This window comes from Listeria monocytogenes (assembly GCF_900187225.1).
Taxonomy (GTDB): Bacteria; Bacillota; Bacilli; order Lactobacillales; family Listeriaceae; genus Listeria; species Listeria monocytogenes.
Window position 1 is genome coordinate 2357501 of sequence record NZ_LT906436.1, and the last position, 13705, is coordinate 2371205.

Below are 13705 nucleotides of genomic sequence, written 5' to 3' on the forward strand. Positions count from 1 at the left end.
AAGGCATCCACCGTGCGCCCTTTCTAACTTAACCAATTTACTTCTACGAAGTAAAGGTTGTTTTTCTGATTTTCCATATCAGCGATGATACATCCAATCAGATGAAAGATTCACTTTCAGATGATTCTCGGTTACTTGTGTCATAAATAATAAATTATCTATGCTAACTTTACTAACTTTCTTATCTAGTTTTCAAAGAACAATTTTGGTGGAGCCTAGCGGGATCGAACCGCTGACCTCCTGCGTGCAAAGCAGGCGCTCTCCCAGCTGAGCTAAGGCCCCATAAAAGGATATGATTATTTGTATTTCTTGCGTCAGAAAGAAAAAGTGGGCCTAAATGGACTCGAACCATCGACCTCACGCTTATCAGGCGTGCGCTCTAACCAGCTGAGCTATAGGCCCGTCAAAAATGTAGTGGCGCGATGCTTCAAGCATAGTGCCTTGCATACTTTATCTGACATAAAAGAGAGTAACCTCTCAAAACTGAACAAATAGAGAAGAACGAAAACTCACAGGTTTCCTTTTCCTTAGAAAGGAGGTGATCCAGCCGCACCTTCCGATACGGCTACCTTGTTACGACTTCACCCCAATTATCTGTCCCACCTTCGGCGGCTGGCTCCATAAAGGTTACCCTACCGACTTCGGGTGTTACAAACTCTCGTGGTGTGACGGGCGGTGTGTACAAGGCCCGGGAACGTATTCACCGTGGCATGCTGATCCACGATTACTAGCGATTCCGGCTTCATGTAGGCGAGTTGCAGCCTACAATCCGAACTGAGAATAGTTTTATGGGATTAGCTCCACCTCGCGGCTTCGCGACCCTTTGTACTATCCATTGTAGCACGTGTGTAGCCCAGGTCATAAGGGGCATGATGATTTGACGTCATCCCCACCTTCCTCCGGCTTGCACCGGCAGTCACTTTAGAGTGCCCAACTAAATGCTGGCAACTAAAATCAAGGGTTGCGCTCGTTGCGGGACTTAACCCAACATCTCACGACACGAGCTGACGACAACCATGCACCACCTGTCACTTTGTCCCCGAAGGGAAAGCTCTGTCTCCAGAGTGGTCAAAGGATGTCAAGACCTGGTAAGGTTCTTCGCGTTGCTTCGAATTAAACCACATGCTCCACCGCTTGTGCGGGCCCCCGTCAATTCCTTTGAGTTTCAACCTTGCGGTCGTACTCCCCAGGCGGAGTGCTTAATGCGTTAGCTGCAGCACTAAGGGGCGGAAACCCCCTAACACTTAGCACTCATCGTTTACGGCGTGGACTACCAGGGTATCTAATCCTGTTTGCTCCCCACGCTTTCGCGCCTCAGCGTCAGTTACAGACCAGAGAGTCGCCTTCGCCACTGGTGTTCCTCCACATATCTACGCATTTCACCGCTACACGTGGAATTCCACTCTCCTCTTCTGCACTCCAGTCTTCCAGTTTCCAATGACCCTCCCCGGTTAAGCCGGGGGCTTTCACATCAGACTTAAAAGACCGCCTGCGCGCGCTTTACGCCCAATAAATCCGGACAACGCTTGCCACCTACGTATTACCGCGGCTGCTGGCACGTAGTTAGCCGTGGCTTTCTGGTTAGATACCGTCAAGGGACAAGCAGTTACTCTTATCCTTGTTCTTCTCTAACAACAGTACTTTACGATCCGAAAACCTTCTTCATACACGCGGCGTTGCTCCGTCAGACTTTCGTCCATTGCGGAAGATTCCCTACTGCTGCCTCCCGTAGGAGTCTGGGCCGTGTCTCAGTCCCAGTGTGGCCGATCACCCTCTCAGGTCGGCTATGCATCGTTGCCTTGGTAGGCCATTACCCTACCAACTAGCTAATGCACCGCGGGCCCATCTGTAAGCGATAGCCGAAACCATCTTTCAAAAGCGTGGCATGCGCCACACTTTATCATTCGGTATTAGCCCCGGTTTCCCGGAGTTATCCCCAACTTACAGGCAGGTTGCCCACGTGTTACTCACCCGTCCGCCACTAACTTTGGAAGAGCAAGCTCTTCCTCCGTTCGTTCGACTTGCATGTATTAGGCACGCCGCCAGCGTTCGTCCTGAGCCAGGATCAAACTCTCTTTAAAATATAAATTGAATTTGAATACTTATTCAACACCGTGAATAAGATTCCTTGCGTCAAATTGACTTCGCTAGCAATTAAATTACTAGTTTGTTTTGTTGAAAACAGCTTTCTGTTTTCTGCCCTGCGATTACCAGTAAGACTTTACGTCTCATTGCTTTTCGTCTTCTTCTTTGTTCAGTTTTCAAAGGTCAATTTCTTTTGTTGCGAAAGCGTTTTGTCCGCATCAGCAACGTTTATAAATATACCAAGATTTTTGCCTTTCGTCAATACTTTTTATAAAGTTTTTTAAATAAAGATGAAAAAAGATGAATTCCTTGCATAAATCCGCATTTAAATAAGGATTTAGAGGGGCGAAATCATTATGTTGTATAAATTTGCATTCCTTTTTCTTCAAATTGTTCTTTTAGTACCGGATCTATTTCTTTTCCGGTGATAATGGAAGAGATTTCGTCTAGGGCTGCGTATTTGTAAAGTGAAATGCGGCCGAACTTGGTGTGATCTGTTACTAAGATAACTTCATCAGCTGAGTGGAGCATTTGTTGCTTAGCTGGGATGAGGTATTCGTCGTAGTGCATTAAACCTTTGTCGATATCGAGAGCTGGTGTGGTTACAAATGCTTTATGTACGTGAATGCTCTGCAAGGTTCCACTTGTAATCATACCGTTAAGGATGAAAGTTTCTGGGTAGATGACGCCGCCTGTCACAATTACTTTAGACGGAGAGAAACGCATAATGGAAGCTACGTTGATATCGTTTGTTATGACGGTTAGTTTGGAACGGTCTTTTAATGCGGTTGCGATGTGTCCGGTTGTTGTTCCGGCGTCAAGAATGATTGTATCGCCGTCTTTGACCATTGTCGCTGCTAATGTGGCAATGCGTTGTTTTTCTTCGTAGCGCACTTCGCTTCGTTTTTTCCAATTCGGTTCGGAAACTACTTTTTCTTCTATCATAACTCCGCCGTGGGTTCTTTTTAGCTTTTTGTCTTTTTCTAAAGAGGTTAAATCGCGGCGAATGGTTGCTTCGTGGACTTCAAAATGTTTGGCAAGTTCACTAACTGTTGCTATTTTTCTACTTTTTACATATTGGACGATGGCACGCTTTCGTTCGATAGATAACACTTCTTCCCCTCCTTTTGTTTAAGTATATGGTAACTCCAATAGAAGAAAATCGCAAACAAACAAAAAACCTTGGAGCGATTGGCCCCAAGGTTTGGAAATAAAAATTAATCGTTTAAACGTTTTTCTAGTTCTGCTTTTTTGTCTTCGAAGCCTGGTTTGCCAAGCAATGCGAACATGTTGGCTTTGTATGCTTCTACGCCTGGTTGGTCAAATGGATTTACTCCATTTAGGTAACCGCTGATAGCTACTGCTTTTTCAAAGAAGTATACTAGGTAGCCGAAAGTGTAAGCATCTAGTTCTGGTACTTCTACAACAAAGTTTGGAACTTCGCCGTCTGTATGTGCTAAAAGAGTTCCTTCGAATGCTTTTGTGTTAACGAAATCAACCGTTTCGCCAGCAAGATAATTCAATCCATCTAAATCTACGTCTTCTTTATTGATAGTTAAGTTGTGGCGTGGTTTGTCCACTTTAATAACTGTTTCAAAAAGGTTACGACGGCCATCTTGGATATATTGACCGATAGAATGTAAATCTGTGGAGAAGTTAGCGCTGGATGGGTAAATACCTTTTTTGTCTTTGCCTTCACTTTCGCCGAATAATTGTTTCCACCACTCGTTAAAGTATTGCAAGCCTGGCTCATAGCTGATTAGAAGTTCAGTTACTTTGCCTTTACGGTAAAGAACGTTACGAGCTGCTGCATATTGGTATGCAATGTTGTTTTTAAGTTCTGGTTTATCGAAATCTTTGCTTGCTGCTGCTGCTCCGTTCATAAGAGCATCGATATCAACGCCGCTAACTGCGATTGGAAGTAAACCTACTGCAGTTAAAACGGAGAAACGTCCGCCAACGTCATCTGGAACAACAAATGTTTCGTAGCCTTCGTTGTCGGATAATGTTTTTAGAGCGCCTTTTGCTTTATCAGTTGTAGCGTAAATGCGTTTTTTCGCGCCTTCTTCGCCATATTTTTTGATTAAAAGTTCTTTGAACACACGGAAAGCGATTGCTGGTTCTGTTGTTGTTCCTGATTTAGAAATAACGTTAACAGAGAAGTCGCGGTCGCCAACTACTTCAATAAGGTCATGTAAGTAGGAAGAACTGATGCTATTTCCCGCAAAGAATACTTGAGGTGTTTTACGCGCACCTTTTTCAAGTACATTATAGAAGGAATGATTTAAAGTTTCGATAGCTGCACGTGCTCCAAGGTAAGAACCACCGATTCCGATAACGATTAATACATCGGAGTCGCTGTGGATTTTTTCTGTCGCTTTTTTGATACGAGCAAATTCTTCTTTGTCGTAATCTGTTGGTAAGTTAATCCAACCAAGTGCGTCATTACCAGCACCTGTACCATTATGTAATGAATCATGAGCTGCTTTTACTGCTGGTTCAAGATAATCAAGTTCGCGTTCTTCAAAAAAACGGAGCGCTTTGGAATAATCAAATTTAATATGTGTCATTATTTTCCCTCCAAATTTTAAAAAAGTTTCTTTACTAACTTTATATCAAACAGTGCTTTTTAGCAAGGCTTGACCTTGTGAAATTTGAGCCTTTTTGAAAATCAGGTATAGTTTTCATATAAGACTCCCTCGCTTCTGACTAGTTCATTTAATGATAATTGGTCTACAGCTAATAAATCATCTGCGAGCGGGATAGGTATCCACTTTACTCGAAACACATTGTCATCGTTGGAAGCAAGAAGTGCATTACCAACAGGTTTTGCACGAAAAACGAATGTACAAACATGCTCCCATGTAGCACGGCGCTCTTTGCAGTGTAAAATAGACTCTATTTCTATGTCAATATTGGTTTGCTCTTTCACTTTGCTTGCAAGCGCTTCTTCCATTGTTTGGTTTGTTTCCACATGTCCCCCTGGAAATGCCCATGTCAAATTGCGATCTCTCACCACTAGTATCTCGTCTTTCTTTTCGTTATATACAAATGCCTGCACATGAATAGATCTTTTCACGTAAATCCCCCTTTTGACTATTTTATAATATTGAATAAATAGAAAATTACTACTAACTATTCCCTTTTTCTAAAATTTTAGTCAATTAAATTTATCAGCTTAGCAATTTATCCCAAAATGGGTATATTGCATAGCTGATTGGGGCTTTTATTTGTCTGCTTTTTTAATCCATTCTTCTAGTTTATCGCGTAAAGTGTTAAAACCTTCGTCGTTTTCGCTAGATGAAACTTGTTTCTTTTTAGTTGGTTGTTCTTTTGGTGCTTCTTCTGTTGCTCTAATAGAAAGACTGATTTTATTTTTTTCTTCATCAATATCTAGAATTTTCACTTTGACTTCTTGGCCAACTTCTAGAAAATCATGGATATCTTTGACAAAACCATGCGTGATTTCTGAAATATGAACTAAGCCTTGTGTCGAATTATCTAGCGCTACAAATGCTCCGTAGCTTTGAATTCCTGCGACTTTCCCAGAAACTACGTCTCCTACTTTGAATGTACTCATCCTCATTCCACCTACTTTCAACCTTACAATATTTTATAAATTATAACACTTAGGCGAAACTTTAACAATTATTCTAAATCCTTCTATGGTGAGCTTTTAAGGTGGAATTTATGCTATAATTGAGGCGAATGAAAGAGAAGGAGCGTGACATAATTGAGTCAATTTGATGAAGTCATTCCGCGTATTGGAACTAATTCAGAAAAGTGGGATGGGGCAGAAGAATTATTTGGCAGAAAAGATATTATTCCAATGTGGGTAGCGGATATGGATTTCCGTGCGCCGAAGCCTGTACTTGATGCATTTCAGCGTCAAATCGATCATGGGATTTTTGGTTATTCAACAAAGTCAAAAGCACTTGTTGAAGCTGTTATTGACTGGAACAAAGAGCAGCATCAGTTTGAAATCGATCCGAGCACGCTATTTTTTAACGGAGCGGTTGTTCCGACAATCTCGTTAGCGATTCGTTCTCTCACCAATGAAGGGGATGCGGTTTTAATGGTTTCGCCGATTTATCCGCCATTTTTCAATGTAACGAAAGCCACCGAACGAAAAGTGGTTATGTCGCCACTTATATATGAGAACCGTCAATATCGAATGGATTTTAATGATTTGGAAAAACGGATGAAAGAAGAAAATGTAAAATTATTCCTTCTATGTAATCCACAAAATCCTGGTGGACGTTGTTTCACAAAAGAAGAACTTGTAGAGTTAGCGAAACTATGTGAGAAATACCAAATTCCGATTGTTTCGGATGAAATTCATGCTGATTTAGTGATGAAAAATCATAAACATGTGCCAATGATGGTCGCAGCACCGTTTTATCAAGATCAAATAATTACACTCATGGCTGCTACAAAAACATTTAACTTGGCAGCGATTAAAGCTTCCTACTATATTATTACGAATAAAGATTACCAAACAAGATTCGCTGCGGAGCAAAAGTACGCCACGACTAACGGTCTTAATGTATTTGGGATTGTTGGTACAGAAGCAGCTTATCGTCACGGCGCGCCTTGGTTAAAAGAGTTGAAAGAATATATTTATAGCAATTATGAATATGTAAAAGCAGAACTCGAAAAAGAAGTACCAGAAGTTGGCGTGACGGACTTAGAAGCAACTTACTTAATGTGGCTTGATTGCCGCGCACTTCCAAAAGACGAAAAAACGATTTACACTGATTTAATCGAAGCTGGTGTCGGTGTTCAAATGGGTTCTGGATTTGGGCATTCTGGAAAAGGCTTTGTACGTTTTAACATCGCCTGCCCAAAAGAAACTTTAGAAAAAGCCGTGAAACTTCTGATTCAAGGCTTAAAAAAATAGCTTATTTTGAGAAACTAGGTAGCAAATACTTAGTTTCTTTCTTTAGGAAATTGAATATAGCTTTGGTATACTATTCTTTGGAAAGTGAAATAGTGTTCATTTTCCGTTTACATAAATTTAAAGGAGTTGGTATAACCGATGTTTTTAGGGCTTCGTGAATTAGTTTATTCTAAGTTGCGCTATATTTTAGTAACAGGCATTATGGTCTTAATTATGTTACTATCACTTATTTTATCTGGGCTGGCAAACGGGTTGGCTTATGATAATGCTTCATCTGTCGCAGATAACGGGGTTCCATATTATGTTCTCAGCAAAGACGCCCAAGACAAATTATCTCGATCTCAGTTCCCAGAATCCAAACTCGCTGACGTGAAAAAAGATGCGAATGTAAAGGATGCTGCGGTTCTCGGTCAATCTATGCAAACATTAAAACGGGAAAGTGACGATAAAAAGTTTAGCGTTGCACTTTTCGGTATTCAACCAGATAGCTTTCTCGCTCCAAAAATTTCTGATGGAGCTAACATACAAGTGACAAAACCGGACGAAATTGTCGTTGATTCTTCCTTGAAATCAGATGGAATCAAAATTGGCGATGTTTTGATGGATGATATTTTAAATAGAGAATTAACTGTTGTTGGCTTTACAGAAAATCAAAAGTACAGCCATGCTCCAGTTGTTTATATTAATATCGCAACTTGGCAAGAAATCAACCCTGTTTTATATCACCAAAAGATCCCGCAAACAAGTACTATTGCGATTAAAACAGAAAATCCTGATAAAGGTGTAACACTCACGGATAAAGATTTAACGACAATAGATCACAAAGAGTTTTTAAATCAAATTCCAGGTTATTCCGCGGAACAAATGACGCTTAACATGATGATTTTCTTCCTAATCATTATTGGTGGATTTATTTTAACAGCATTCTTCTATGTAATGACGCTTCAAAAAACAACGCAATTTGGTATTTTGAAAGCACTTGGAACGAAAACAAGTTACTTAGTTAAGAGTATTATTACTCAAGTGGTGATTATTTCGATTATTAGTATTTTAATTAGTGTCGGTGTAACGCTGATTTTACCAAGCATCATGCCTGCAGCGATGCCATTTAGATTAAGTCCGATGACGATTGCACTTTATAGTGGCTTGTTCTTCCTAGTTGCCCTATTCGGCGCACTTCTATCACTTAGACGAATCGCTAAAGTAGACGCACTAGATGCTATTCGAGGAGGTGATGAATAATGGAAACTCTACTATCTTTTGAGAAAGTATATAAAGATTACCCGTCTGGTCCTTCAATTATTCATGCACTGAAGGAAACCAATTTCGAAGCGAAAAAAGGCGAATTAATCGCGATTGTTGGTCCGAGTGGTTCTGGTAAAAGTACGCTCCTTTCTCTTGCCGGAGCGCTATTAACACCTACTGGCGGAACAATTTCTATTAACGGCAAATCAGTCGGGAATCTATCTTCCAAAGAACAAACAGCGCTACGCTTAGAAGAAATCGGCTTTATTTTCCAAGCAGCTCATCTGGTTCCTTACTTACATGTAAAAGATCAAATTAGCTTTATTGGGAAAATGGCTGAGAAAAGTGCGGCGGAACTTGAAAAAGATACAGCGTCGCTTCTAAGCCAACTTGGAATTAGCGATCGCGCGAATTTCTATCCAAAAGATTTATCTGGCGGTCAAAAGCAACGTGTCGCTATTGCTCGCGCGCTTATTAATCAACCCTCCGTTATTTTAGCCGATGAACCAACTGCGAGTCTTGATACTGAAAGAAGTCGTGAAGTTGTCGAGCTTATCCGTAATGAGGTTGTGCAAACGAGTCGAACAGCGATTATGGTAACACATGATGAGCGTATGCTAGATTTAGTCAACCATGTGTATCGTATGGAAGACGGAATCCTTACCCAAGAAAGCTAAAAAACCTGCGTGGCTTAAGTGCCACACAGGTTTTTTTATTGTTTATTTTTGGAAATCGTTGATTAAGTCTAATGCTTGACCTAGTACTTTTTCACCGTTCATCGTACCGTAAGCTGCCATGTCGATTACATCTACTGGAATTTTTCCAGCAGCTAGTTCATCAACTGTTTTTTTCTGGTAGCGCACTTGTGGTCCTAAAAGTACAACATCTGCATCGTCAATTAAGTTACTTACTTCAGCAATGGAGTACGCTTCAATTTCACAAGTTTCTCCGCGTTCTTCTGCTGCTTTACGCATTTTTGTTACTAAAAGGCTTGTTGACATCCCTGCCGCACATACTAAAACAATATTTTTCATCGTAATCTTTCCTTTCAGATTAAGGCTGCTTTTTTTGTACACTCTTATTATAACTACCTTTAGCTTTTTAAACAAGTAAACTACTGGAGCCGAGAGAAAATAATTAAAAACACGAAAAAACATTGCGATTTCACGGAAAAAGAGCGATAATAGACAATAACTTTATCCGAAAGGTCAGAAAATTTCGCATCATCCAAAAACAACGCTTTCGGAAGATAAAAAATTCAGATCAGGAGTGTGTTGCATGAAAGTAATTAAATTTGGCGGAAGCTCTTTAGCATCGGGGATCCAATTAAATAAGGTTTTCCAACTTGTAGCGGAGGACCCTGACAGAAAAATCATTGTTGTTTCTGCACCAGGTAAACGTTTCAAGGAAGATACAAAGGTGACCGATTTACTTATTGATTGTGCGGCAAAGGCACTTCTTGGGGAAGATACGAGCGAATTGTTTGAATCTGTCATTGCAAGATATGCGGGGATAGCACTGGACACAGGGATGAGCGACGAAATTATCAATCAAATTCGCGCAGATTTACAAGCGACTATCTCTTCAGATAAAAGCGATCCTGATAAATTTTTAGATCGAATGAAAGCTAGTGGCGAAGACAATAACGCAAAATTAATCGCCGCCTACTTTAAATTTAAAGGCTTAAACGCTAATTATATTAATCCAAAAGATGCCGGTTTACTTGTGACAGATGAACATGCTAGCGCGCAAGTTTTACCGGAATCTTATGATCGTTTGTTTGCACTTCGAGAAAGAGAAGGTATTATTGTTTTCCCAGGATTTTTCGGCTATACAAAAGACGGCGAAATTAGCACGTTTTCTAGAAGTGGCTCTGATATTACTGGAGCGATTGTGGCAAACGGCGCCCAAGCCGAGTTATACGAGAACTTTACTGATGTGGATGCAGTCTACGCAGTCAATCCCGCTATCGTGAAAAATCCGAAGAAGGTACTTGAGCTTACTTACCGGGAAATGCGTGAACTTTCTTATGCTGGTTTCTCTGTTTTTCATGATGAAGCTTTAATTCCGGCTTTCCATGCGGGTATTCCGGTGCATATTAAAAATACGAACAATCCTGATTCTTGTGGTACGCGTGTCGTTCATGAACGCGAAAATAACAATGGTCCAGTCGTTGGAATTGCTAGTGATGACGGCTTTTGTAGCATTTATATTAGTAAATATTTGATGAACCGGGAAATTGGCTTCGGACGGAAAGTGTTGCAAATTCTGGAAGATGCCGGGTTGAACTATGAACATATGCCGTCTGGGATTGATGATTTAACGATTATTATTCGCGAAAATCAGTTTGGCGAGGATACAGAGCGGACAATTATGTCTCGTTTGAAAGAAGAATTGAACGCAGACCAAGTGATTATGCAACACGGGATTTCGCTGATTATGGTTGTCGGTGAGACCATGCGCCATAATGTCGGGATTACGTCTCGTGCTTCCAAGGCCTTATCTGATGCGAAAGTAAATATTGAAATGATTAATCAAGGTTCTTCTGAGGTAAGCATTATGTTTGGCGTGAAAGAAGAGCAAGAAAACACAGCTGTTCGCGCGCTATATAATGAATTCTTTTCAGAGGTATTCGTTTAAAATAAAACAAGTTTCTCATCTTAACCGACGAGAAACTTGTTTTATTTATGAGCTTCCTTTAATTGGTAGGTTTTTGCTATTACATCAATAATGTAATCATACGTACTAATCCGGTAATGCTTGAAATCTTGGATGTTGTAGTCACTTCTTATTTTCACTCGCTCGTTTATTAAATCTGACTGCTCGATTATTTCGAAATTGCTTTGGCTGTTTAACCAACTCGTACTCCATTTACTTTTTTCGTAGGTGTCGAGTTCGGTTGATGAATAGAAAATAAGTCCGTTAAAAACCATCTTTTGAAGCTTGCTTTCATCTTCAAAATCAATTTCTACGGTTAGTATAAGTTGGTTGGTGTTTTGGTGTAAGCTTTCGAGCCATGTTTTGTCTCTGCCGTAAATTAGTTGGTTGTTGATTTTTATTGGGTGGGATGTTTCCACGGATTCCTCACTCCTAGCTGAAATTATTATTAAACGCTCACTCGAAAAAAGCACTTTCTTAAAACCAAGAAAGTGCTCTTCATTCATTATTTAATATTAATCTTCTCAATCACAACGTCATTCACTGGTTTGTCTTGCATGCCAGTTGGTAGGTTGGCAATTTCGTCTACTACGTCCATGCCTTCGATTACGTGACCGAAAACTGTGTGGCGTCCGTCTAACCACGGTGTCCCGCCCTGTTTATATGCTTCGATAACTTCTACTGGGAAGCCAGCTTGTTCCATTTGGCCAAGCATGTCAGCAGGCATGTCGGGTTTTTGAACGATGAAGAATTGGCTACCGTTTGTGTTTGGACCGGCGTTTGCCATTGATAGAGCTCCGCGTAGGTTGAAAGCTTCTGTAGAAAATTCGTCTTCAAAAGATTCGCCCCAAATACTTTCGCCACCAGTACCGCGGCCGTCCGGGTCGCCACCTTGGATCATAAACTCAGGGATAACACGATGGAAAATAAGGCCATCGTAGTAGCCATTTTTGGAATGTGTAACAAAGTTTTCTACTGTTTTTGGAGCAATTTCAGGGAACAATTTGATGCGGATAGTTCCGCGATTTGTAATCATTTCTGCTTCGATTTCGTTAGGTGCCACTTCTTTTGATAATTGTGGGTAAGTCATATTGTAAAAACTCCTTCTTTTGTTTTAATTTATTGTTTACTAACGTAGCCAAATAATAAGCAAATTAACAACGACAGCAATCAGATACAGTACTAGTATAACAGCTGAAACCCAAATGACAATTTTTTTAACCAAAAATGCACATCCTTCACTTTATTTTTCATTCGCTATCTTTTATTCTATAATGAAAAGGACAGTTTTAACAATAATACGAATAGAGATGATTCTTTTATGACAACTCGAACACGGAATTTGTACATCTTAATGCTGGCAAACCTGTTGATGTCAGCCAGTATGACAATGATTATGCCTTTTCTATCTCTCTACATTGAAACATTTGGTGATTATAGCAATGCTTACGTGCAAAGATGGGCTGGTTACATTTTTGGCGTGACATTTTTAATTGCCTTTATCTTTTCGCCGATTTGGGGTCGAATTGGTGATAAGCACGGTTATAAAGGAATTTTGATTTTAACTTCGGTTGGTTTATCCATTTGTATTTTTTTGATGGGATTTGCGCATTCTGTCACTTACTTACTGATTTTACGGATTTTTATGGGGGTTGTAACTGGCTTTATTGGTGTTAGTAACGCATTTATTGCACGGCAAACTCCTCGTAATGAAGCTGGAAAAGTCCTCGGTACACTGCAACTCGGCGGTGTTACTGGTATGCTATTTGGTCCACTGATTGGTGGTGCGATGGCGGATTTATTTGGCTTTAAAGATACCTTTACGATTACTGGTATTGCGATGATGGTGGCGGCTTTAATTGTCGCTTTTGGTGTAAAGGAAATTCGTACAGAAGAACAAAAAGAAGCTGCCAAAGTGGTTTATTCACGTCGTGCAGTTTTAAAACAAATTTTTACGCTGCGAGTTCTTTTCACTGTGATGGTCATTACAGCGCTTATCCAAATTGCGAACTTTAGTGTTCAACCGTTGCTTGCGCTTTATGTAGGAGATATGACGCAATCAGACAATATTGCTTTCTTGTCAGGGTTGGCGTTTTCTGCGACGGGATTCGGGAACTTGGTGATGACGCGAAAATGGGGACAGCTTGGAGACAAATATGGGTATGAGAAAATACTGAATATCTTGTTGATTATGGCGGCTGTTTTTGTTATTCCACAGGCATTCGCGACGAATCTTTGGGTGTTTATCTTCTTCCGCTTTTTATTCGGGATTGCGATTGGTGGTATGGTGCCATGTACGACAGCTTATATTCGGCTTGCGGCACCTGGTGTTATGCAAGGCGAAATGCTTGGCTATAATCAAAGTGCTCGCTTTTTAGGAAATGTTATCGGACCAATTCTTGGCGGGACGCTCGCTGGTTTCACCGGAATTCCGAGTGTATTCTTATTTATGAGTTTTATGTTCCTCGTGGCATTTTTCATTTTGCTTTATGCGCTACGTTCCGACCGAAAACGGCATGTGAACGTAGATTGAGTTTGACAAACCTAAGATTTTTTCTTAGGTTTGTTTTTTTGTTCTTCCTATTTAATTGTTTTTTAAATTTCGGTAAATTGATTTATAAAGTTAAGTTTCCTGCCTTTTTTTCAGATAAAAAAGTATGTTATAATAAAAAATATAAAAAGTACGGCGTTTATTTGGGTACTTCGTGAATAGTAAGGTTGTTGAAATTTGATGAGTTAGCACGGTTTTCTAAAATTTTAGTTATAACTATGTTTCATTAAATGTAAGTACTTGCTTAAAAAATAATCATTTCCTGT

General features: G+C 40.2%; 12 protein-coding genes, 2 tRNA genes and 2 rRNA genes (1 of these 16 only partly in view). 5 read left to right on the forward strand and 11 right to left on the reverse strand.

Annotated features, from left to right (window positions below; genetic code table 11):
- The 8 genes from CKV70_RS11950 to yugI form a co-directional block, all read right to left on the reverse strand.
- Positions 1–34: ribosomal RNA gene (locus tag CKV70_RS11950) — 23S ribosomal RNA — on the reverse strand; it reaches 2898 nt to the left of the window's first position.
- A gap of 172 nt (positions 35–206) precedes the next feature.
- Positions 207–282, reverse strand: a tRNA-Ala gene (locus CKV70_RS11955).
- Positions 283–328: 46 nt separating this feature from the next.
- Positions 329–402: transfer RNA gene (locus CKV70_RS11960), tRNA-Ile, on the reverse strand.
- Between the two features lie 129 nt (positions 403–531).
- Positions 532–2081, reverse strand: a 16S ribosomal RNA gene (locus CKV70_RS11965).
- The 16S and 23S rRNA genes sit together here with 2 tRNA genes alongside, the layout of an rRNA operon.
- A gap of 358 nt (positions 2082–2439) precedes the next feature.
- Positions 2440–3198 (reverse strand): DeoR/GlpR family DNA-binding transcription regulator, encoded by a 759-nt coding sequence (locus tag CKV70_RS11970; RefSeq protein WP_003722392.1) that lies wholly within the window; start codon positions 3196–3198, stop codon positions 2440–2442.
- A 104-nt stretch (positions 3199–3302) separates the two neighbouring features.
- Complete coding sequence (locus CKV70_RS11975) at positions 3303–4655, reverse strand: glucose-6-phosphate isomerase (RefSeq protein WP_003722393.1); 1353 nt, start codon at positions 4653–4655, stop codon at positions 3303–3305.
- Between the two features lie 101 nt (positions 4656–4756).
- Positions 4757–5164, reverse strand: a complete 408-nt coding sequence (locus CKV70_RS11980; protein ID WP_003722394.1) for an NUDIX hydrolase — start codon at positions 5162–5164, stop codon at positions 4757–4759.
- Between the two features lie 147 nt (positions 5165–5311).
- Positions 5312–5665, reverse strand: coding sequence for a S1 domain-containing post-transcriptional regulator GSP13 (gene yugI / locus CKV70_RS11985; protein WP_003722395.1), 354 nt, complete (start codon positions 5663–5665; stop codon positions 5312–5314).
- Between the two features lie 153 nt (positions 5666–5818).
- Between yugI and CKV70_RS11990 the strand changes: the two genes are divergently transcribed.
- From CKV70_RS11990 to CKV70_RS12000, 3 genes are all read left to right on the forward strand, one after another.
- On the forward strand, positions 5819–6985 hold the full coding sequence (locus CKV70_RS11990) for a MalY/PatB family protein (RefSeq protein WP_003722396.1): 1167 nt from the start codon (positions 5819–5821) through the stop codon (positions 6983–6985).
- A 138-nt stretch (positions 6986–7123) separates the two neighbouring features.
- Positions 7124–8227 carry an ABC transporter permease gene (locus CKV70_RS11995; protein ID WP_003722397.1) on the forward strand — a complete coding sequence of 368 codons (1104 nt, stop codon included), beginning with the start codon at positions 7124–7126 and terminating at the stop codon, positions 8225–8227.
- A complete protein-coding gene (locus CKV70_RS12000; protein WP_014931013.1) occupies positions 8227–8907 on the forward strand; it encodes an ABC transporter ATP-binding protein in 681 nt (226 codons plus the stop codon). Before CKV70_RS11995 ends, CKV70_RS12000 begins: the two co-directional genes overlap by 1 nt.
- Positions 8908–8949: 42 nt before the next feature.
- Here the strand turns inward: CKV70_RS12000 and CKV70_RS12005 are convergent, their stop codons facing one another.
- A complete protein-coding gene (locus tag CKV70_RS12005) occupies positions 8950–9264 on the reverse strand; it encodes a PTS sugar transporter subunit IIB (protein WP_022741865.1) in 315 nt (104 codons plus the stop codon).
- 244 nt (positions 9265–9508) lie between these two features.
- Between CKV70_RS12005 and CKV70_RS12010 the strand changes: the two genes are divergently transcribed.
- Positions 9509–10870, forward strand: a complete 1362-nt coding sequence (locus CKV70_RS12010) for an aspartate kinase (RefSeq protein WP_003722400.1) — start codon at positions 9509–9511, stop codon at positions 10868–10870.
- A 41-nt stretch (positions 10871–10911) separates the two neighbouring features.
- Here the strand turns inward: CKV70_RS12010 and CKV70_RS12015 are convergent, their stop codons facing one another.
- The gene (locus tag CKV70_RS12015) at positions 10912–11307 is read right to left on the reverse strand and encodes a hypothetical protein (RefSeq protein WP_014601113.1); all 396 of its coding nucleotides are present in this window, start codon (positions 11305–11307) and stop codon (positions 10912–10914) included.
- Between the two features lie 86 nt (positions 11308–11393).
- The gene (locus CKV70_RS12020; protein ID WP_003722402.1) at positions 11394–11978 is read right to left on the reverse strand and encodes a peptidylprolyl isomerase; all 585 of its coding nucleotides are present in this window, start codon (positions 11976–11978) and stop codon (positions 11394–11396) included.
- Positions 11979–12209: 231 nt separating this feature from the next.
- Between CKV70_RS12020 and CKV70_RS12025 the strand changes: the two genes are divergently transcribed.
- Positions 12210–13421, forward strand: a complete 1212-nt coding sequence (locus tag CKV70_RS12025; RefSeq protein WP_003722403.1) for a lmo2377 family MFS transporter — start codon at positions 12210–12212, stop codon at positions 13419–13421.
- Positions 13422–13705: the final 284 nt, after the last annotated feature.

What these genes read in the sequence shown, in the direction of transcription:
- CKV70_RS11975 (WP_003722393.1), bottom strand. Translation starts at nt 4,655, where the DNA reads ATGACACATATTAAATTTGATTATTCCAAAGCGCTCCGTTTTTTTGAA.
- yugI (WP_003722395.1), bottom strand. Translation starts at nt 5,665, where the DNA reads ATGAGTACATTCAAAGTAGGAGACGTAGTTTCTGGGAAAGTCGCAGGA.
- CKV70_RS11995 (WP_003722397.1), top strand. Translation starts at nt 7,124, where the DNA reads ATGTTTTTAGGGCTTCGTGAATTAGTTTATTCTAAGTTGCGCTATATT.
- CKV70_RS12000 (WP_014931013.1), top strand. Translation starts at nt 8,227, where the DNA reads ATGGAAACTCTACTATCTTTTGAGAAAGTATATAAAGATTACCCGTCT.
- CKV70_RS12005 (WP_022741865.1), bottom strand. Translation starts at nt 9,264, where the DNA reads ATGAAAAATATTGTTTTAGTATGTGCGGCAGGGATGTCAACAAGCCTT.
- CKV70_RS12010 (WP_003722400.1), top strand. Translation starts at nt 9,509, where the DNA reads ATGAAAGTAATTAAATTTGGCGGAAGCTCTTTAGCATCGGGGATCCAA.
- CKV70_RS12020 (WP_003722402.1), bottom strand. Translation starts at nt 11,978, where the DNA reads ATGACTTACCCACAATTATCAAAAGAAGTGGCACCTAACGAAATCGAA.
- CKV70_RS12025 (WP_003722403.1), top strand. Translation starts at nt 12,210, where the DNA reads ATGACAACTCGAACACGGAATTTGTACATCTTAATGCTGGCAAACCTG.